The organism is Pseudomonas sp. USTB-Z, assembly GCF_019691255.1.
Classification (GTDB): domain Bacteria; phylum Pseudomonadota; class Gammaproteobacteria; order Pseudomonadales; family Pseudomonadaceae; genus Aquipseudomonas; species Aquipseudomonas alloputida.
Genome location: NZ_JAECZP010000030.1, coordinates 1 through 19,966 on the forward strand (window position 1 = coordinate 1; position 19,966 = coordinate 19,966).

Here is a 19,966-nt window from a genome sequence, read left to right on the forward strand (position 1 = left end):
TACTGGATACGATCAACCGGCTTAGCCGCATAGCTTGAACCGCCGTGTACGGAACCGTACGCACGGTGGTGTGAGAGGACGGCGGGTGTGAACCCGCCTCCTACTCAATCCCGCGCAAAGGCGGGTCGTTCAACTTCGATGGCTCACATCATCGCCCTCAAGTGCGCTGATCGAAAGCTGCGCACATTGACGTCTCTCCAGATTGCAAAAGCGCCAGACTCGCGTTGGCTCGGGCGGTTGGGCAAGTGCGTGCAAGAGTTGCTGCTCCATCATGCGATAGGCGTCGGGGCCGGAGAACATGAACGTAACAGGCTCGCCCTGTACCGCCTCACGGGCGTCATTGGAAATCGCGGGTGTGGCCACACTGTTCAGTGCTGGCGTGTTGGGCTGTGCTGTGCTGTCGGGTAGCGGGTTGTAGAACGACTTGTAATTGAAGTTGAGCGTCAGAAAGAACAGTGCCGTCAGAAAGAATGGAAAGCCTACCAGGAACCAGGTGTAGAGCTTTTGGCTGGACTCGCCGAGAAATGGCAGTGTGGCAAGGGCGGAGGCTTCGATGATCCCCGCGAAGATGGCAATGATCGTCAGCGGGGCGACAGGTTGTGCTTGGGTCATATGGGCCGTCTCCAGCGGTTTTGTCCATCTTTACCTTACCGCTGTACTCAACTAAAGGCTGGATTGTTTCCCGGGGGAGGAATGATCGTCAGAGAACCCTCTTGTATGGCTTTTTCAACGTGTTTGAATCGGAAGTTTTCCTCTGCTGAAGATCAGTATTCAACTGGTACGTTTATGACTGCGGGTGGTACCGTTTCTTTCGGTAATAAGTAATTTGTTTGTTACAACCATAGTCATTATGTGTAGGAAGTTTCTGTAAGTTCTGTAGGCTTTTTCTGTCCATCGCTTTCGCTGGTAAATCGCCGCGCCAGCAAGCGTCCTGTCGGTTATGGTGGCGTGCCAAAGCAACAACACTGTATGGATATCGCATGAATAAAGTGCTTATCGTGGATGATCATCCGGTCATACGCCTGGCCGTACGCATGCTGATGGAGCGGCATGGGTATGACGTTGTGGCGGAGACTGACAATGGGGTAGCTGCGCTGCAGCTGACACGGCAACACCTGCCGGATATTGTGGTGCTGGATATCGGTATCCCGAAGCTGGATGGCCTGGAGGTGATCGCCCGCATGGCGACATTCAGCCCGGGTAGCAAGGTACTGGTGCTGACGTCGCAGGCCCCCGGCAATTTTTCGATGCGCTGCATGCAGGCAGGTGCGGCGGGTTACGTGTGCAAGCAGCAGGAGCTTACCGAACTGCTTAGCGCTATCAAGGCTGTGTTGTCGGGTTACAGCTACTTCCCCAACCAGGCCTTGCATGCGTCACGTGGCAGGGGGGCGGGAAGCGAGACGGACATGGTGAATCGCCTGTCTGCGCGAGAAATGACGGTGCTGCAACAACTGGCGCGAGGGCGTTCGAACAAGGAGATTGCCGACAGCATGTACCTCAGTAACAAGACGGTCAGTACCTACAAGTCACGGCTGCTGCTCAAGCTCAATGCACGGTCATTGGTTGACCTGATCGAGCTGGCGCAACGGCAAGGTCTGAACTGATCGCCAAGCCTTGAAGCCTCCAGCCAGGAGGCTTTGCCAAGGCTATCGGTCCTTGACTACGGGACCCGCACTACAGGTCGTAATCGAAATCGGCCAACTGCTTTTGCAGGCGCCGTTCTTCCAGCATGTTGTCGATGGTGCGGCGTTTGCTCAGGTTGGTTTTTGCGATTTCAACCTGTGGCTCCGCGTCATCGTCTGCGGCAACAAAATCATCATCGATCGACAGGTCGTCTTTATCGGTACTCATGAGTCGCTCCAAGCCAAGGGGCCATTGGCCGTCCTTATAACCAGAAAGCAGACGCTGGTAAAAAAGATTTTTTCAATCGACGTGAGTGGTTTTTGGCAATCGGCTCAATCGTCGGAGGTTTTGTGCTTGTACTCGCACAAATCTTCGATCCTGCAGCTGCCGCACCTTGGCTTGCGCGCCTGGCATACGTAGCGCCCGTGCAGGATCAGCCAGTGGTGGGCGCCGAGCAGGTAGTCCTTGGGTACAAACTTGACCAGTTTCTTTTCCACTTCCAGCACCGTTTTGCCTGGCGCGATGCCCGTGCGGTTACTCACCCGGAAAATATGAGTATCCACGGCCATGGCCGGTTGGCGAAACGCCGTGTTAAGCACCACATTGGCGGTTTTGCGGCCGACGCCGGGTAGCGCCTCCAACGCTTCGCGGGTTTGCGGTACCTGGCTGTCGTGGCGCTCGATCAGCAGCCGGCACGCTTCTATGACATTCTTGGCCTTGCTGTTGTAAAGCCCGATGGTCTTGATGTATTCGCTGAGGCCTTCAACGCCCAGGGCATAGATGGCCTCGGGGGTGTTGGCGACGGGGAACAGGCGGGCAGTGGCCTTGTTGACGCCGACGTCGGTGGATTGCGCGGACAGTGTCACGGCGACCAGCAGTTCAAACGGGGTCGTGTAGGCCAGTTCGGTCTTGGGGTCGGGGTTGTCTTCGTGCAGCCTGCGAAAAATCTCCAGGCGTTTGGCGGCATTCATGAAATCAGGGCTTTCCTTGACGATGTGGGTGGGCAGGGCCCGGAAGCAGGCGATTGTACAAGGCCAACAGCAGTCCCAGCAGCAGTAGCGCACCGGGTGCGAGGCTGGCCAGGTGCAGCTCGGCATGGTCAGCCAGCCATTGGCGGCTGGCGCCCAGCAGCAGGCAACTGGCAAAGACAGCGCCGAGGTGCGTTGCGAGCAGGCGCCAGCGGTGTTGGTCAGGCAACAGGTGGTCACTGGCCAGGCATTGCAGGCACAACAATGCGGGATAGTGGCCCAGGGCAATGGCCAGTGGTAGCAGCCAGGCCCGCATGGCCAACTGCAGGCAACTGGCCAAGGCTGCCAGCAGCAGCAGGCTAGCCAGTACATAGGCCCAGCTGGCCATGTGTTTACGCAGTGGCGCCAGCAACAGTTGGTGCAGGCCCCCCATCACTACTGCGCACAGGCCGATGGCCGCGCCTTCAGCCAGCGTCCGGGTGGCACCCAGCAGTGGCGCCAGGCTCAAGGCCAGCAGGCAGAACCTATTCATGGGGGGGCGCCCTCCAGCAATACACTACGCTGTTCGTCGAAATAGCTCAGCGCATCCTGCAATGCGGCGATCACCGCTCGCGAGGTCACGGTTGCGCCGGCCAATTGGTCAAAGTCACCCTGGTCCCGCTTCAGCGCCCAGTGATCACCCTGATGGCGGTTGTTGAACTGACTCAGCCAGTGCAATCGCGGATCCCCCAGGCGGTCGCCCAGCCCGGGGCTTTCCTGTTGTTCGACAACCTGGCTGCCGATCAGCCGGCCGTCCGTGGTGATGGCGACGCTCAGTACGATCGGCCCGGCATACCCCTGGGTCTGTGTGATCAGGATAATGGCGCTTGGCTTACCTGCCAAAGTGGCACGGTAAGCCGCCAGGATACGGCTGTTGGGCCTCTGTGCGGCGGGCCTTGGCAGCGGGCTTTCCAGGGGCTGGTTGTCATAGCTACCGTCGGGCAGCACGGCCAGCCGTTGGCGGCTTTGCAGCTGCTTTTCAGCGCCGGCGATGGCCGGACTGGTCCACTGCCGCCAGGCCAGGGTGGCAGACACTGCCAATACTCCAGTCAGCAGCAGCAGGCCTACATCCCGAACCCCGCGCTTCATCGGGCTGCCTGCTGACGCTGCGCAGCCATGCGCTCGAGCGCCGGTGCCAAAAGGTTCATCAGCAGGACGGCGAACGCGGTGCCATCCGGGTAGCTGCCCCATGTACGAATCAGGTAGATGAGCACCCCTGTCCCCACGCCGAAGCACAGCTTGGCCCAGTCGTCTCTGGGGCCGGACACTGGCTCGGTCGCAATGAAGAAGGCTGCCAGCATGGTCGAGCCGGAAAACAGGTGCAGCAAAGGCGAGCCATTGGAGTCCGACCCCGAACCGTTCCAGCCCAACAGGCTAAATACCACTAGCCCTGCCAGCAAACCTGCCGGCGCATGCCAACTGATCACCTTGCGTTGCATCAAGAACAGGCCGCCAAGCAGGAATGCCAGGTTGACCCATTCGCTGCCTGCCCCGCCAATGTTGCCAAAGCCCGGATGGCTGGCGAACAGCTCGTCGATGGTCAGGCTGCGGTTGTGGCGCAAGCCGTCGAGCAATGTCGGACGGGCCCAGGCATCGATCTGTTCGCCCCCAGCGAACACCTGCTGCACGCTGTCGAGCAGGCCAGGGGCCTGCCCAGGCCAATGGTTCATCTGCAACGGGAAGCTGAGCAGCACGAAGGCATAACCCACCATGGCCGGATTGAACAGATTTCGCCCGACCCCGCCGTAGGCCTGCTTGCCGATACCGATCGCGACACTTGCCGCGATGACCGGCAGCCACCATGGCGCCAGGGTGGGCAGGGCGGCCGCCAGCAGTACGGCGGTCACCAGTGCGCTGCCGTCGTTTAGCGCCTGGCTCAGCGATTGGCTGCGCAGTGCCAGCAGCAATGCCTCGCACAGCAGCGCGGCACTGGCGCACAGCAACAGGTTCAGCATCATGCCCCAGCCATGCAGCCACAACAGCGCCAGCAGTCCAGGCGTGCAGGCGAGCAAGACCAGGCCCATGCTGGTGCGTAGGCGGGGATCGGGACTGCTCATTGGCCAAACATTCCGTTGAAACCGGAAAGCGCCATGGCCATCACCCCGGCACCAATCAATTCGATGGGCAGGCCGCGCAGCGCGTTGGGGATATCGGCGTGGGCGCTGCGCTGGCGCAGGTCGGCGAACACCATCAGCGCCAGCCAGAAGCCGCCCCCCGTCAGCAAGCCTTGGAGCAGCATGGTTGGCCAGGTGCCGTCGTCGCTTGTCTGTTGCAGGGCCAGCCCAAGTACTGCTGCATTGCTCAACAGCAACGCTGGCAACCCCACTACAGGCCAGGCCGGGCGCCACTTGGCCAAAAGCCAGGGCAGGCCCCAGGCGAGCAAAGCCAGCCAGGGCAATAGCAGAAACAGGGCAAGATCGTGAATGTGCAGCGGGGCAAGTACCGCGTGCACCAGCAGCTGCGCGCCGATTACGCCCAGGGCGATGCACAGGGCGCAGGCCAGGCCGTGCACCTGCAGTTGCAGCCCGGAGAGTGGCTGTCGGAGCAGGCACAGGTGATTGATCAGTGCGGCGCTGATCAGGACCAGGATGTAGTCATTCATGAGATGACGATAGCCGGGAATCGGGGCGATTGTCCGGGTTTGGCATGAAGGGGCCTGCGTAATTGTGGGGGCGGGCAGGCCGCTCCCACAATGGCCCGCAGGGCGGTTACTTGATGCGCTGGCCTGGCTTGGCGCCGCTGTCCGGGCTCAGCAGGTAGATTTCTTCACCGCCAGGGCCGGCAGCCATGACCATGCCTTCGGACACGCCAAAGCGCATCTTCCGGGGTTTGAGGTTGGCTACCATCATGGTCAGGCGGCCTTCCAGCTTGGACGGGTCTGGGTAGGCCGACTTGATGCCGGAGAACACGTTGCGGCGCTCGTCACCAATGTCCAGGGTCAGTTGCAGCAACTTGTCGGCACCCGCCACGGCTTCAGCCTTGACGATCAGCGCCACACGCAGGTCGACGGCAGCAAAGGTATCGAACTCGATCTCTGCCGACAGCGGGTCCTTGGCCAGCTCGCCATTGCCCGCCGGGGCCTTGGCTTCGGCTGCCAGCAGGTCTTCCTTGCTGGCAGCGACCATGGCTTCGACCTTGGCCGGCTCGATACGGCTCATCAGGGCCTTGAACGGGTTAAGCGCGTGGTTTTCCAGGCGTGTCAGGTGGTCGTTCCAGGTCAGCGGGGCCACGTTGAGGAAAGCCTCGGCGTCAGCGGCCAGCACCGGCAGTACCGGTTTGAGGAAGATCACCAGCTGGCGGAACAGGTTGATGCCTTGGGCGCAAATGGCCTGGACTTCATCCTGCTTGCCTTCCTGTTTGGCCAGTGACCACGGTGCCTTGTCGGCGATCCAGGCGTTGGCGCGGTCGGCCAGTGCCATGATTTCGCGCATGGCGCGGCCAAAATCACGGGCTTCATAGGCTTCGGCGATGGAGGGGGCGGCAGCCAGGAAGGCTTCGGTCAGCTCAGGCGCGGCATCACCGCTGACCATCACGCCTTCGTTGCCCTTGTGGATGAAGCCGGCGCAGCGGCTGGCAATGTTGACGACCTTACCGACCAGGTCGGAGTTGACCTTCTGCACGAAGTCTTCCAGGTTCAGGTCCAGGTCGTCGACGCCACGGCCCAGCTTGGCCGCATAGTAGTAACGCAGGTATTCCGGCTGCAGGTGGTCCAGGTAGGTGCGGGCCTTGATGAAGGTGCCGCGCGACTTGGACATCTTGGCGCCGTTGACCGTCAGGTAGCCGTGCACGTTGACCGCGGTCGGCTTGCGGAAGCCGGCGCCTTCGAGCATGGCAGGCCAGAACAGGGCGTGGAAGTTGACGATGTCCTTGCCGATGAAGTGGTACAGCTCGGCCTTGGAGCCTTCGTTCCAGAAGGCGTCGAAGTCCAGCTCCGGGCGGCGTGCGCAGAGGTTCTTGAAGCTGGCCATGTAGCCGATTGGCGCATCCAGCCATACGTAGAAGTATTTGCCAGGCTCACCCGGGATCTCGAAGCCGAAGTACGGCGCGTCGCGGGAGATGTCCCACTCCTGCAGGCCGGAGTCCAGCCATTCAGCCAGCTTGTTGGCTACCGCGTCCTGCAGGGTGCCGCTTCGGGTCCACTGCTGCAGCATGGCCTGGAAGTCTGGCAGCTTGAAGAAGAAATGCTGGGAATCACGCAGTACCGGGGTGGCACCGGAGATCGCTGATTTGGGGTTCTTCAGCTCGGTGGGTGCATAGGTGGCGCCGCATTTTTCGCAGTTGTCGCCGTACTGGTCTTCGGCCGCGCACTTCGGGCAGGTGCCCTTGATGAAGCGGTCGGCAAGGAACATGCCTTTTTCCGGGTCGAAGTACTGGGTCACCGAACGGGTGGCGATGTGCCCGGCTTCACGCAGGCGCGAGTAGATCAGGCTCGACAGCTCGCGGTTCTCTTCGCTATGAGTGGAGTGGAAATTGTCGAAGTCCACCAGGAAGTCGGCGAAATCGCTGCTGTGCTCGGCCTGGACGTTGGCGATCAGCTGTTCCGGGGTGATGCCTTCCTTTTCGGCGCGCAGCATGATGGCCGAACCGTGGGCGTCGTCGGCGCAGACATAGATGCACTGGTTGCCGCGCAGCTTCTGGAAGCGCACCCACATGTCCGTCTGGATGTACTCCAGCATATGGCCGAGATGGATCGATCCATTGGCATAGGGCAGGGCGCTGGTGACGAGAATCTGGCGTGGCTCGGACATGGTGGCTCGGCTACTTATCTGGCTACGGGGTAAAAATGAGGGTGATCGGCCACTATAAAGGGCTGGCGAAGATATTTCACCCCGCAAGCGCATCTGCTGACGATTGACGGGTTAGGATAGGCGGCTGTTTTACATTCAGTTTGCCAATGGGAGTCTCCATGAGTGCCGTCACCCGTGCCGCCGTTGAAGGCGTGCTTCGCCAGTACACCGACCCCTACCTGAACCAGGACCCGGTCAGCGCCGGCTGCGTGCGCGCCATCGATATCCAGGGCGGGCAGGTCAGCGTGCAGTTGCAGTTGGGTTATGCCGCAGGGCTGTTCAAGAACGGCTGGGCCCAGGTGCTGCAGACCGCCATTGGCAGCCTCGAGGGGGTCACTGGCGCCCATGTTTCGATTGATTGCGTGGTGGCTGCGCACAAGGCCCAGGCCCAGGTGCCAGCCATGGCCAACGTCAAGAACATCATCGCCGTGGCCTCGGGCAAGGGTGGTGTGGGCAAGTCGACCACCGCTGCCAACCTGGCCTTGGCCCTCGCACGCGAAGGCGCACGGGTAGGTATTCTCGATGCCGATATCTACGGCCCCAGTCAGGGGGTGATGTTCGGCATCGCCGAGGGTACCCGTCCACAGATTCGTGAGCAGAAGTGGTTCGTGCCGATCAAGGCCCACGGCGTGGAAGTCATGTCCATGGCCTTCCTCACCGACGACAACACGCCGATGGTATGGCGTGGCCCGATGGTGTCTGGCGCGCTGCTGCAACTGGTCACCCAGACCGCCTGGGATGACCTGGATTACCTGGTGATCGATATGCCGCCGGGTACCGGTGACATCCAGCTGACCCTGGCACAAAAGGTGCCGGTGGTCGGCTCGGTGATCGTCACCACGCCACAGGACCTGGCGCTGCTGGATGCCAAGAAGGGCGTGGAAATGTTCCGCAAGGTCAACATTCCGGTGCTGGGCGTGGTCGAGAACATGGCCGTGCATATCTGCTCGAATTGCGGCCATGCCGAACACCTGTTCGGTGAAGGTGGCGGCGAGAAGCTGGCCAGCCAGTATGGCGTCGACCTGCTGGCGTCGCTGCCGTTGTCGATGCTGATACGTGAGCAGGCCGACAGCGGCAAGCCGACGGCGATCGCCGAGCCGGAAAGCCAGATTGCCATGGTTTACCAGGAGCTGGCCCGCCAGGTAGGCGCGCGGATCGTGCTGCAGGAAGCTGCGGCGCCGGCAATGCCCAGCATTACCATCAGCGAAGACTGACGCATTCCCTGTGGGGGCAACTGTCTTGCTCAATTTCTAAAAGCTGGCGCGATCCCTGTGGGAGCGGCCTGGCGTCGCGAAAGGGCCGCGCAGCGGCCCCAGGATCTCCGCATCATGCATAGATTGCTGGGGCCGCTTTGCGGCTCTTTCGCGACACACGGCTCCACACACTTGCAATGCATGGCCTTCAGACAGGCATAAAAAAACCCGCCAGAAGGCGGGTTTTTTGAAAGCTAGGAAGCTAGATCGACTTAGGCGATCTGAACTTCTTCAGCCTGCATGCCTTTCTGGCCGCGGGTAGCGACGAAAGTAACAGCCTGGCCTTCTTTCAGGGTTTTGAAGCCGTCAGCTTGGATGGCTTTGAAGTGCACGAACAGGTCATCGCCCGACTGAGGGGTGATGAAGCCGTAGCCTTTCTCATCGTTGAACCACTTAACAACACCGGATTGACGGTTGGACATTTTTCTGTCTCCTTGGACAATTTGATAACGGTCAGGAAAAACCCTGCCCGGGACTGAGCGCAAAGAGAGCAGAAAATTCAGCGATGGGCCGATCAGGATCGTGCATCAAACTAGAGATTCTCGGTGTCACGTGCAGCACAGTGGCAACACCTTACCCCACTTTCCGCAACCTGCCAATGGTCAGAAGACGCTTTAGGCAAATTCGGATCGGCGGCGGCTGCAGCCCCCACCCGGCGCGGGATGTGGGATGGAACTTTAACCTGGGCGCCGGGACCGGTAATATGCGCGTCACGATTTTCACCTCGCAACTCTTCAGGACACCCCGCCATGAGCATCAAATCGGACAAGTGGATTCGCCGCATGGCGCAGGAACACGGCATGATCGAGCCGTTCGTCGAGCGCCAGGTGCGCGGCGAGCAGGACAACCGCGTGATCTCCTTCGGCGTCTCCAGCTACGGATACGACGTACGCTGCGCCGACGAATTCAAGGTGTTCACCAACATCAACTCGGCCACCGTCGACCCGAAAAATTTCGATGCTGGCAGCTTCGTCGATATCAAGAGCGACGTGTGCATCATCCCGCCAAACTCTTTCGCCCTGGCGCGTACTGTCGAATATTTCCGCATTCCCCGTGACGTGCTGACCATTTGCCTGGGCAAGAGCACCTACGCCCGTTGCGGCATCATCGTCAACGTCACGCCGCTCGAGCCCGAGTGGGAAGGCCACGTGACGTTGGAGTTCTCCAACACCACCACGCTGCCGGCGAAGATCTACGCCAACGAAGGCGTGGCGCAGATGCTGTTCTTGCAGTCCGACGAAGAGTGCGAAGTGTCGTACAAGGACCGTGGCGGCAAATACCAGGGCCAGCGCGGCGTCACGCTGCCGCGTACCTGAGCCGACAAGCGCGGGGAATTACCCGCGCCTTTGGCACTCCAACGAAGTAACGCCGGTGTGCATGATGTACATCGGCTTTCGTCAGGAGCAGCCAATGAAACTCCATCCCGCAATCAGTGCCAAGCTGGCAGGCCTGCAGCCCAATCACGTAGGGTTGTTGCCCTGGTCACTGCTGGCGCACCCGCTGCCCATGCAAGCGGGGGGCGTGCCCCATCAACCTGACCCCGATACCCCGCAACCGCCGGAACCCGGTGAGACGCCTCCCATGGAGCCGGGTGAACCGACCTTGCCGGACGAGCCGCCTCCCGCCCCTGTCGCTTAAGCGTCGCTAAAGCGGCCAGACGCGTTCAGCGCCAGCCAGGTACAGCCGGCTGGCGCTGGCGGGGGTGATTTCCCACCCTCCGGTGAACTCACCGAATGCAGGTAGCAGGCTGACTTGCTCATCGATCACGAAGCAAGGCAGGCGCAAGCGCTGACGGGCCTTGCCGCGCAGGACGAAGACGGGGTGTACGTGGCCCGCCAGTACCGGGTGTGTGCGGTGGGGCTGCGGCTCGTGCTGCAGGGCAAAGGGCTCCAGAACCCAAGGCTCGTCCACGACCTGAATATCGAGCGAGGCGGGTGGATCGCCGGCGTTGCGGTCATGATTGCCGCGTATCAGCACTATTTTCAGTTCTTTGTGCCGCTTGCGCCAATCATCCACTTTGGCCAGCGTTGCCGGTGCACGGGCCGTGCGGGCATGCAGAAAGTCGCCCAGGATGATCAGTTGCTCACAGTCCTGTGCGGCCAGCAGGCGATCGAGCCTGGCGAGTGTCGCCTCAGTCGTTCCACGTGGCACCGGTTGATGCAGGGCGCGGTAGCTGGCGGCCTTTCCGATGTGCACGTCGGCCACCAGCAAGGCGCGGCGGGCGGGCCAGTAGATGGCTTTGTCGGCAAGCAGCCAGAGCGCCTGCCCCCGGTGTTCGATGGGTTGGTAATTCATCCCGCGTCCGCCGCTTGTTCCAGTTCCGCCACCATCCGCGCAATGCGGTCTGCCAGCTTCTCGGTGCTCAATGTCTCGCGCATGCCTTCCACCAACAAGGCAAACGCCAGGGGCCCTGGCCGCTTCAACGCCCGCAGGTCCAGTTGCAACTCACTCATTTTCAGCAGTTGCCGATGCAGCCGTTCGATTTCCAGCTCTTCGCTCAATACTTCATCCCGCGCCTGGCCAAGCAGCAAATTCCCCGCGTCGTGCTTGCGAAACACCTCATAGAACAGCCCGCTGGAGGCCTGGATTTGCCGCGTGCTCTTCTGCGCGGCGGGATAGCCACCAAACACCAGGCCGGCAATCTGGGCAATTTCACGAAAGCGCCGCAGTGCCATTTCCCCGGCATTCAGGCTGGCCAGCACATCTTCCAGCAGGTCCGTGGTGCCGAGCGCTTGTGGCAAGTGCCTGGCCCAGTCCACCTGGGCAGGGCTGAGGAGTTCGAATCCGTAGTCATTGACGGCAATCGATACCGACAGTGGTTGTGCGCGGCTAACCCGCCAGGCAATCAGATTGGCCAAGCCCAGGTTGGCCATGCGCCCCGCAAAGGGATACAGGAACAGGTGCCAGCCCTGGCGGGATTTGAAGGTCTCGGCCAGCAGTGTGCCTGTGGTGGGTAAGGCTGACCACTGCGCCTGAAGCGCAAGCAGCGGGCGTACTGCCCGCATTTCCGGCCCGTCAAAGCGTTCATGGGCGGCAGCATCGAGCTGCTCGACCAGCGCCTCGGCCAGTTCGCTCGAGAGCGGCATGCGCCCGCCGTTCCAGCGCGCTACCGCAGCCTTTCGCGCCGTGCTGCGACGCACATAGGCCGTCATGTTTTCCACGCGCACCAGCTCCAGTACCCGCCCGGCAAATACCAGCGTATCGCCGGGGCGCAGGCGGGCGATGAACGCTTCTTCAACACTGCCCAGCGTTTTCCCGCCGCCGCCCTTGCTCCAGTATTTCAGTTGCAGGTTGGCATCGCTGACGATAGTGCCGATGCCCATGCGGTGGCGCCGTGCCAAGCGTTCGCTGGTAACCCGATAAACACCGTCGGCCTGGCGCTCGACGCGCTGGTAGTCCGGATAGGCGGTCAGTGAGCTGCCGCCGTGGCAGACGAAGTCCAGCGCCCATTGCCATTGGCTGTCGCGCAACTGGCGAAAGGCCCAGGTGCTTCGCACTTCGGCGAGCAGTTGCTCAGGGCGAAAACCGCTGCCCAAGGCCATGCTGACCAGATGCTGTACCAGCACGTCCATGCACAGGCGCGGTGAAAAGCGGGCTTCGATGTGGCCGGCTATCAGCGCCTGCCGGGCCGCCGCCGCTTCCACCAGTTCCAGGCTATGGGTGGGCACCAGGGTGACCCTGGAGCGCCGCCCAGGCGCGTGTCCTGAGCGACCCGCCCGCTGCATCAGGCGGGCGATGCCCTTGGCCGAGCCGATTTGCAGCACCCGTTCCACGGGCAGAAAGTCCACGCCCAGGTCCAGGCTGGAGGTGCAGATCACCGCCTTGAGGCTGCCTTGCTTGAGGCTGCGCTCGACCCAGTCGCGGGTATCGCGGGCCAGCGAGGCGTGGTGCAGGGCGATCAGCCCGGCCCAGTCCGGGCGGGCCTCAAGCAGGGCCTGATACCAGATTTCTGCCTGGGCGCGGGTGTTGGTGAACACCAGGCTACTGGCACTGGCATCGATCTCGTGACAGACCTGGTCGAGCATCTTCAGGCCCATGTGTCCAGCCCAAGGGAAGCGCTCGATCGCTGTTGGCAGCAGGGTGTCGACTTGCAGTGCCTTGTCTTGCCGGCCTCGCACCAGCAGGCCGCCCTGGGGCAGCAAGACATCCCGTGCGTGTTGCAGATTGCCGAGCGTTGCCGACAAGCCCCAGGTCGGTAGGCCTGGGTGCCAATGCCGCAGGCGCGCCAAGGCCAGCTGCAGTTGTACCCCGCGCTTGTTGCCAAGCAGCTCGTGCCATTCATCCACTACCACCAGTTGCAGCGTGGCGAAATCCTCATGTGCCTGTGCCCGGGTCAGCAGCAGGGTCAGGCTTTCGGGGGTGGTGATCAGCACACTGGGTAGCCGCCGGGCCTGTCGGGCGCGCTCGGCACTGTGGGTGTCGCCGCTGCGCACCCCTACGCTCCAAGGCAGCTGGAGTTCATCAAGCGGCGCTTGCAACGCACGTGCGGTGTCGGCGGCCAGGGCACGCATGGGCGTCACCCACACCACCTGTATGGGGGCCAAGTGGCGGCCCTGGGGCCTGGGCTTGAACGCACGTAGTGCAGCGAGCCAGACCGCATAGGTCTTGCCGGCACCGGTACTGGCATGCAGCAAACCGGACTCGCCCCGTTCGACGGCAGCCCATACGCGCCGTTGGAAAGCGAAGGGCTTCCAGCCGCGCTTGGCAAACCAGGCATTGGCGAGGTCGGTAGCAGCAGGCATGAGGCAGATGGCCCTCCGAAGGCTGTGCTTCTACAGACCACTTGCCGGCTGCAATGGTTTTACCGGATCAATTGGCCAACAGGTAGCCGCTGCGGCATACCTGTTCGCCGGCCACATGGGCGATGACCATGCCAGCCGTGGCCATGCGCCGTACGCTACGCGCATACAGCAGGCCTGGCTGGCTGTTGCGCAGGGCGGTGACTCGGTCACTGAGTGGGTCGATGACTTCGGCAATCAGTTGGCCGGCCTCCAGGTGCTGGCCCGGTTTGGCGTGGTAAACCAGCAACCCACCCAATGGCGTTGCCACGGGTTCCACCGCGGCCAACGGCGTGGCGTGGCGTAACAGCGCGGGCAGAGCGGCGCTGGTGCCTTCGATGACACCTGCATGGGTCAGGAAGTCAAGGATCGCCTGGCAGTCCTTGCTGGCCAGATCATGGCTGACATCCGCCTGGCCACGCAGCTCGACGGTGACCGAGCAGCAGCCCAGCGGAATCGGGAAGCGTTTGCCGAAACGTTGCTGCAATTGCCACCAGACCAGGCTGAAACATTCATCGAACGACTGCCCGCCCGAGTCCGTTGCCAGCAGGCTGGCCTGGGCGCCCAGGTAACGGGCCAAGGGTTCGATCTGGGGCCAGGCATCGGGGGTGGTGTACAGGTGCTCGACTGCTTCGAAGTCGCAGTGCAGGTCCAGCACCATATCGGCATCGCAGGCCAGGCGCTGCAGTATCAGGCGCTGGGCCTGCAGGGGTGTGCGAGCCGGGTGTGCGTCCAGGCCGCGGCGCAGGTATTCGCGGATCAGTGCAAGGTTGTGCGTCGGGTCCTGGGTGAGGTGTTCTTCGATCAGGTCGCCGATGCTGTCCGACAGGTCGACGAAGTTGCGATTGAAGTTCTCGCCGCTTTGCAGTTCAAAACGCCCCAATGGCGCATCCAGCAGCACTTGCTCCAGGCCCACCGGGTTGGCCACCGGCACCAGAATGATCTCGCGCTGCAGTCGGCCTTGCTGTTCCAGCTCGACCAGACGGCGCTTGAGGTGCCAGGCTACCAGCATGCCCGGTAGCTCGTCGGCGTGCAGTGAGGCCTGTATATAGACTTTGCCACCACTGCGGGGGCCGAAGTGGAAACTGTGCAGTTGGCGGGTGATGCCCGGTACGGGGGAGAGCAGGTCATGGGTTGAATGGTGCATGTTGGTCCTGGCTGCGTGGCGAAAACGGTCTGCGACACGGGTCGGCTCAAAAATAGAAGCATAGTTTCAGCGAATGCGCCTCATCCTGCAGCAGTCGGGCATCGCAAACTTTTTCAGGCCAGTAGCGCCTGCAAGGCGGCCAGGTCATCTGCCTCCTCCACCGGCTTGTCCAGCCGCCAGCGCAGCATGCGCGGAAAGCGCACGGCGATACCGCTTTTGTGGCGCCGGGACAGGGCGATGCCTTCGAAGCCCAGCTCAAACACCAACGTTGGGGTCACACTGCGCACCGGCCCGAACGTTTCCACCGTGGTCTTGCGGATGATGGCGTCGACCTTGCGCATTTCTTCGTCACTGAGCCCTGAATAGGCCTTGGCAAAGGGCACCAACGCCCGACCAGGGGTACCTGCCGGTGCATCCCATACGGCAAAGGTGTAGTCGCTGTACAGACTGGCCCTGCGGCCGTGGCCGCGTTGGGCATAGATCAGCACCGCATCGACGCTGAACGGGTCGATCTTCCACTTCCACCAAATGCCCATGTCCTTGGTGCGCCCCACGCCGTACAGGGCCTCGCGCTGCTTCAGCATCAGCCCTTCCACGCCCAGGCTGCGTGACTGTTCGCGCTGGCGGGCAAGGTCGGCCCAGTCCGGGCCTTGCAGCAAAGGCGACAACAGCACGGGGGCAAGTGGGTGTTCATCCACCAGGCGTTCCAGCTGGCTTCGGCGTTCGTGCTGCGGTCGGCTGCGCCAGTCATCGCCCTGCCACTCCAACAGGTCGTAGGCCTGCAACACCACCGGCGCATCGTTCAGCAGCTTTTTGCCCAGCGTTTTGCGACCGATACGCTGTTGCAGCAAGGCAAAAGGCTGCACGGCCAGTTCCGCCTCGGTTTCACCAGGTTTCCAGACCAGGATCTCGCCATCGAGCACCACGCCATCGGGCAACGTCTGTGCCAGGCCGTGCAGTTCGGGGAAACGCTCGGTAACCAGTTCTTCGCCGCGTGACCACACCCACAGCTGGCCATCGCGCTTCACCACTTGCGCCCGAATGCCGTCCCACTTCCATTCGATTTGCCAATCGCTTGGTGGCCCGAGCAGGGTATCGAATTGATCGCTGGACACTTGCAGCGGATGGGCCAGGAAGAAGGGGTAGGGCTGGCCGCCACGCTGGTTGTGTTCATCGGCGGACTCCGGGGCGATCAGCCTCTGGTAACTGGCTGCAGTGGGGCGATGGCCTATATCGGTGTAGCCGACCAGGCGCTGGGCCACGCGTTTGGCGTCCAGCCCGGCCAGTTGCGCCAGGGCGCGGGTGACCAACAGCTTTGACACGCCCACGCGAAAGCTGCCAGTGATCAGCTTCAGGCATAGCATCAGGCTGGCGCGGTCCAACCGTGCCCAGAGCGGCGGCAGGCGCTGGCGGACTTGCTCAGGCGCTAGTCCGCGCAGGGGCAGCAAGTGCTGTTCCACCCAGGTGGCCAGGCCTTCATCGTTGCCATCGGCGTGCAGCGGCAGCAGCAGCGAAATGGTCTCGGCCAGGTCGCCCACGGCCTGATAGCTTTCTTCGAAAAGCCAGTCGGGCAGGCCAGCCAGTGCCGTTGCCAGTTCGCGTAGAAGGCGGGTGGGCACCAGTTGGCGTGGGCGCCCGCCGGCCAGGAAATACACCGCCCAGGCAGCATCGTCGGCGGGCGCCATGTCAAAGTAGTCGCGCAGTGCCTCGAGCTTGGCATTGCTGGAGGTGGTCGCGTCCAGGCGCAGGAACAGCGTAGCGAAGGCTTTCATGGCGAGGGGGCGGTGTTGGGCACATCGTCTTCGTCGCCATACTCGGTGACAAAGGCGCGGGCATCCAGGCCTTGTTCGGTGAGGTAGCGCACCAGTACCTCGACCGAGCCGTGAGTGACCATCACCCGTTGGGCACCGGTCTGGCCAATGGCCCAGAGCAGGCCGGGCCAGTCGGCGTGGTCGGACAGCACAAAGCCCCGGTCCACGCCGCGCCGTCGGCGGGCGCCGCGTAGCAGCATCCAGCCGCTGGCGAAGGCATCACTGTAATCGCCAAAACGGCGCATCCAGCTACTCCCGCCGGCTGATGGGGGCGCCAGGACCAGTGCCTGGCGCAGCAGAGGATCGTTGCGCGGTATATCGCCTGCGTAGCGGGTTTCCGGCAGGCGGATACCGGCATCCCGATACACCCGGTTGAGCGGCTCCATGGCGCCATGCACGAGGATCGGGCCGATGCTGGCATCCAGCCCATGCAGAATCCGCTGGGCCTTTCCGAAGGCATAGCAGAACAGCACGCTGGCCTTGCCCTGTTCACGGTTGGCCCGCCACCAGGCATTGATGCTGGCGAAGATCTCACTTTGGCTTGGCCAGCGGTAGATCGGCAGGCCGAAGGTCGACTCGGTGATGAAGGTGTGGCACGCCACCGGCTCGAAGGGCGTACAGGTGCCATCGGGTTCTACCTTGTAGTCACCGGATGCAACCCAGACTTCACCTCGATACTCCAGGCGCACCTGTGCCGAACCCAGCACGTGCCCGGCCGGGTGCAGGCTCAACGTCACGCCTTGGTGCAGCAGGCGCTCACCGTAGGGCAGGGTCTGCAAATGGATGTCCTGGCCCAGGCGGCTGCGCAGAATGCCGGCACCGGGGCTGGCGGTCAGATAATGGCCATTGCCGCTGCGTGCGTGGTCGCCGTGGCCGTGGGTAATGACAGCCCGGTCCACGGGCCGCCAGGGGTCGATGTAGAAATCTCCGGGCGGGCAGTACAGGCCTTCGGGGCGGGCGATGACAAGGTCCATGGCACGGGCACTGGTTCTGGGGTTACCCGTTAAGAGGCATGGTGCCAGACGTTAGTTCGGATGGATTTGGGAGGGCGCTGCTGAAAAACTTCATCAAGCCCCCTCATGCCCCCTGAAGAATGCCGTTACCGCCCCGGTACCAATGTAAGCCGCTGGTTGCCATACGCCCTGCCGAAATTCTGCTGTTGCAGTGGCAGGCTCATGAAGCGCCCTTTGAACCAGGCATCCAGCCCGTCGCGGTAATGCGCGCTGGCCGGGTTGCCGGACTGGCCGCTGCTGGTCAGTATCTGCAACGGTTCGGCCTGGCCGAAGTCGACGATCATCCGTGCCGAGGCTGGCAGATGCGTGTCGAAGTCGCTGCCCCAGGCGAATGGTGTGAGGGCCAGGGTAGTGAAGTCGCCGCCTGCGGCAAGCGGCGCACGGCTGATCGCATCCCCCAGGCCATGGTAGGCCGGTGCCGGCCAGCGGTACTGGTGCAGCTGGCCCCACTGCCAGGTGCGTCGGTCGGCACCCAGCTGCGCGATCCCGGCCTCCATTGCGCCCGCCAGGCTGCGGGCGAGGATGGCGGGCTTGTCTTCTTTTTGCGGCGTGTTGCGGTCATCCCAGAAGGGGCTGTCATCGCGGCCCAGCAGATGATCGGCCTGCGCCGAGAACGACAAACGTGCATTGCTGACGAATGCCTGCCACGCGGGGCCGGCCTCCGGGCCCAGGTCATCGAGGAAGGTCTGGCGAGCGACCTCCTGCAAGAACAACTCGTACAGCGCGGCATCGGCCGACACCGGGCTCAGGCGGCCATCGAAGGCCTTGAGCCGGGCCAGCGTGTCGCGGGCCTTGTCGCGCTGCCCGGCGGGGAGGGCGTCGATCGCCTGCTTCAGTGGCTGGGCCATGCCGGGTGCGTTGAACATCTGCTTGAGCTTGTTGGCCAGCAGGGTCACTTGGTCGTTCTGCAGGGCCATCAGGCTGCGACTGTCGTGGCGACCGTTGCCGGCCAGTTCTGCCAGGCGTTCGGCACGTTCGGGGTAGTACCAGGTGCTGGACAGCTGCATGCCATAGCCGCGCGGCAGGCTGCGCTGGTTGGCGTGGCCGATCCAGCCTGCGGGCGGGTCCTGGTCGTACGGGTGCAGCATCGGGTCGGCATAGCCGTCCCAGTCGTAACGCCCGTCCCAGCCCGGCGAGGGCAGCAGGCCCTGGCCTTCGCGGCGATTGGGGTAGCGGCCACTGACTTGCCAGCCGATGTGCTCAGGCTCGGCGAAAACGAAGTTGACGGCAGCAGCCGTCACTTCACGTGTGCTGTCGAAGGCCCGCTCCACGTTCTTGGCCCGCGTCAGGTCGAACAGAGCATCCAGGCTACGATCACCTTTGAACTGGGGCAGGTTCAGCGCCAGGCCCAGGCTGGCGTTTTCTGGCTGGGCCAGCAGGGTGCCGTGGCGGGTGTCGTACACCACTTCGCGCACGGGTCGCTGGCCACGTACGAAGTAGGTTTCGCTGCGGGCGCGGGCCGGCAGCCATTTGCCATCGGCCAGGTAGCTCAGCTGATTGCCTTGGCGGCGCAGCTGCTCGAGGAACAGGTCCTGATTGTCGGCCATGACCGCGCTGCTGCTCCAGGCCAGCTTGCCATTGTAGCCGGCCAGCACAATTGGCAGGCCCGGCAATGACAGGCCGGCAACCTGGTACTTGCTGGTATTGATTTGTACCGGGCTCAAGGCCCAGGCGGCGCGGCTGTCGCTGGCCAGCAGGCTCTTGCCGCTGCGGCTGCGCTGCGGGCCCAGGGCCAGGTTGGCCGACCCCGGGCTACCGAGCAGGTCGAGGTCGGCGAGCTTCTGGCTGGCAGCTGCCAGGGCTGGCAGCCCCGGCAACTGGCTGGCCAGGTTCAGGCCCTTGAGCTTGTCCACTTCCATTTCGGCCAGCGGCTCGTCCGGGGCCCCGGGCAGCAACCAGGCCAGCTTGTCGCTACCGGCTTTCTGCGCCAGGGTCAGGGCGCTGAGTTCCTCTTGCAGGTTGACCGACTGGCTGAACGCGTACAGGCAGAAGATCAGCGCCGAGTCTTCAGGCTTCCAGTATTCGGGGCGATAGCCACTACTGGCCAGGCCTGCTGGCAGCTTGTCGCGGTAGCGGAACAGGTAGGCGTTGACCCCGCGCGCGTACACTTCGAAGAAGCGCTTGAGCCGTGGCGATGCGTCGGCGTATTGCTGGGCGGCACTTTGCTTGAGGTTGGCGGCGCGCATGAGGCGGTCGATATCCAGCGCCTCGCTGCCGGCCAGTTCGGCCAGACGGCCTTGGGCGAGCAGGCGCATGGCGACCATCTGTTCGATGCGGTCGCCGGCGTGCACATAGCCCAGGCTGAACAGCGCATCATGGAAGCTGCTGCTTTCGATCAGCGGCGCGCCCATGGCATTGCGCCGTACCGAAACATTCTGTGCCAGGCCTTTGAGCGGCTGCACGCCGCTGGTCGGTGGCACGCTATCCTGGTAGCCGCCCGTCTGGCAGCCGGCCAGCCCGAGCATGCCGAGCAGGGTGGCAGCGGTTGCAAACCGCAGGCGGAAGGGAGGAAAGGCGGGGGCGGCCATGGCAAGGGCTCCTGCAAGG

Annotated in this window: 19 protein-coding genes; 4 read left to right on the forward strand and 15 right to left on the reverse strand. The window is 62.9% G+C overall.

The genetic code is table 11. The annotated features are described in order from the left end of the window. Window positions 1-129: 129 nt before the first annotated feature. Window positions 130-612 carry a hypothetical protein gene (locus I8746_RS24705; protein ID WP_012051399.1) on the reverse strand — a complete coding sequence of 161 codons (483 nt, stop codon included), beginning with the start codon at window positions 610-612 and terminating at the stop codon, window positions 130-132. Between the two features lie 368 nt (window positions 613-980). Between I8746_RS24705 and I8746_RS24710 the strand changes: the two genes are divergently transcribed. Beyond that, on the forward strand, window positions 981-1,604 hold the full coding sequence (locus I8746_RS24710; RefSeq protein WP_003254939.1) for a response regulator transcription factor: 624 nt from the start codon (window positions 981-983) through the stop codon (window positions 1,602-1,604). Between the two features lie 70 nt (window positions 1,605-1,674). Here the strand turns inward: I8746_RS24710 and I8746_RS24715 are convergent, their stop codons facing one another. From I8746_RS24715 to metG, 7 genes are all read right to left on the reverse strand, one after another. Continuing rightward, a complete protein-coding gene (locus I8746_RS24715) occupies window positions 1,675-1,851 on the reverse strand; it encodes a PA3496 family putative envelope integrity protein (RefSeq protein WP_010952256.1) in 177 nt (58 codons plus the stop codon). Window positions 1,852-1,955: 104 nt separating this feature from the next. After that, window positions 1,956-2,594, reverse strand: a complete 639-nt coding sequence (nth, locus tag I8746_RS24720) for an endonuclease III (protein WP_221101130.1) — start codon at window positions 2,592-2,594, stop codon at window positions 1,956-1,958. A gap of 4 nt (window positions 2,595-2,598) precedes the next feature. Then, entirely contained in the window at window positions 2,599-3,123 is a 525-nt protein-coding gene (locus I8746_RS24725; RefSeq protein ID WP_019750605.1) for an Rnf-Nqr domain containing protein, read from the reverse strand. Then, entirely contained in the window at window positions 3,120-3,719 is a 600-nt protein-coding gene (locus I8746_RS24730; protein WP_221101131.1) for an RnfABCDGE type electron transport complex subunit G, read from the reverse strand. Before I8746_RS24730 ends, I8746_RS24725 begins: the two co-directional genes overlap by 4 nt. Beyond that, on the reverse strand, window positions 3,716-4,687 hold the full coding sequence (locus I8746_RS24735; protein WP_012051403.1) for an RnfABCDGE type electron transport complex subunit D: 972 nt from the start codon (window positions 4,685-4,687) through the stop codon (window positions 3,716-3,718). The genes I8746_RS24730 and I8746_RS24735 overlap by 4 nt, the downstream gene beginning before the upstream one ends. Further along, window positions 4,684-5,232, reverse strand: coding sequence for an Rnf-Nqr domain containing protein (locus I8746_RS24740; protein ID WP_014755521.1), 549 nt, complete (start codon window positions 5,230-5,232; stop codon window positions 4,684-4,686). Before I8746_RS24740 ends, I8746_RS24735 begins: the two co-directional genes overlap by 4 nt. A 106-nt stretch (window positions 5,233-5,338) precedes the next feature. Further along, a complete protein-coding gene (metG, locus tag I8746_RS24745) occupies window positions 5,339-7,378 on the reverse strand; it encodes a methionine--tRNA ligase (RefSeq protein WP_003254925.1) in 2,040 nt (679 codons plus the stop codon). 158 nt (window positions 7,379-7,536) lie between these two features. Here metG and apbC point away from each other — a divergent pair, with 158 nt between their 5' ends. Then, a complete protein-coding gene (apbC, locus tag I8746_RS24750; protein WP_014755523.1) occupies window positions 7,537-8,631 on the forward strand; it encodes an iron-sulfur cluster carrier protein ApbC in 1,095 nt (364 codons plus the stop codon). 251 nt (window positions 8,632-8,882) lie between these two features. Here the strand turns inward: apbC and I8746_RS24755 are convergent, their stop codons facing one another. Further along, window positions 8,883-9,092 (reverse strand): cold-shock protein, encoded by a 210-nt coding sequence (locus I8746_RS24755; protein ID WP_003254922.1) that lies wholly within the window; start codon window positions 9,090-9,092, stop codon window positions 8,883-8,885. Window positions 9,093-9,419: 327 nt separating this feature from the next. On the opposite strand from I8746_RS24755, the gene dcd reads away from it, so the two are divergent. Both dcd and I8746_RS24765 read left to right on the forward strand, forming a co-directional pair. Next, window positions 9,420-9,986, forward strand: coding sequence for a dCTP deaminase (dcd, locus tag I8746_RS24760; RefSeq protein WP_003254920.1), 567 nt, complete (start codon window positions 9,420-9,422; stop codon window positions 9,984-9,986). A 94-nt stretch (window positions 9,987-10,080) separates the two neighbouring features. After that, entirely contained in the window at window positions 10,081-10,308 is a 228-nt protein-coding gene (locus I8746_RS24765; protein ID WP_003254918.1) for a hypothetical protein, read from the forward strand. Between the two features lie 6 nt (window positions 10,309-10,314). On the opposite strand, the gene pdeM is transcribed toward I8746_RS24765, so the two are convergent. From pdeM to I8746_RS24795, 6 genes are all read right to left on the reverse strand, one after another. After that, window positions 10,315-10,965, reverse strand: coding sequence for a ligase-associated DNA damage response endonuclease PdeM (gene pdeM / locus I8746_RS24770; protein WP_221101132.1), 651 nt, complete (start codon window positions 10,963-10,965; stop codon window positions 10,315-10,317). Further along, window positions 10,962-13,412: a ligase-associated DNA damage response DEXH box helicase gene (locus tag I8746_RS24775; RefSeq protein WP_088512943.1), complete on the reverse strand. Its 2,451-nt coding sequence runs from the start codon at window positions 13,410-13,412 to the stop codon at window positions 10,962-10,964. Before I8746_RS24775 ends, pdeM begins: the two co-directional genes overlap by 4 nt. A gap of 67 nt (window positions 13,413-13,479) precedes the next feature. Further along, on the reverse strand, window positions 13,480-14,595 hold the full coding sequence (locus I8746_RS24780) for a succinylglutamate desuccinylase/aspartoacylase family protein (RefSeq protein ID WP_003254913.1): 1,116 nt from the start codon (window positions 14,593-14,595) through the stop codon (window positions 13,480-13,482). Between the two features lie 113 nt (window positions 14,596-14,708). Further along, window positions 14,709-16,367 (reverse strand): ATP-dependent DNA ligase, encoded by a 1,659-nt coding sequence (locus I8746_RS24785; RefSeq protein WP_221101133.1) that lies wholly within the window; start codon window positions 16,365-16,367, stop codon window positions 14,709-14,711. Beyond that, complete coding sequence (locus I8746_RS24790) at window positions 16,364-17,380, reverse strand: ligase-associated DNA damage response exonuclease (RefSeq protein WP_012051409.1); 1,017 nt, start codon at window positions 17,378-17,380, stop codon at window positions 16,364-16,366. Before I8746_RS24790 ends, I8746_RS24785 begins: the two co-directional genes overlap by 4 nt. A gap of 125 nt (window positions 17,381-17,505) precedes the next feature. After that, window positions 17,506-19,947, reverse strand: a complete 2,442-nt coding sequence (locus I8746_RS24795) for a penicillin acylase family protein (protein ID WP_012051410.1) — start codon at window positions 19,945-19,947, stop codon at window positions 17,506-17,508. Window positions 19,948-19,966 lie beyond the last annotated feature (19 nt).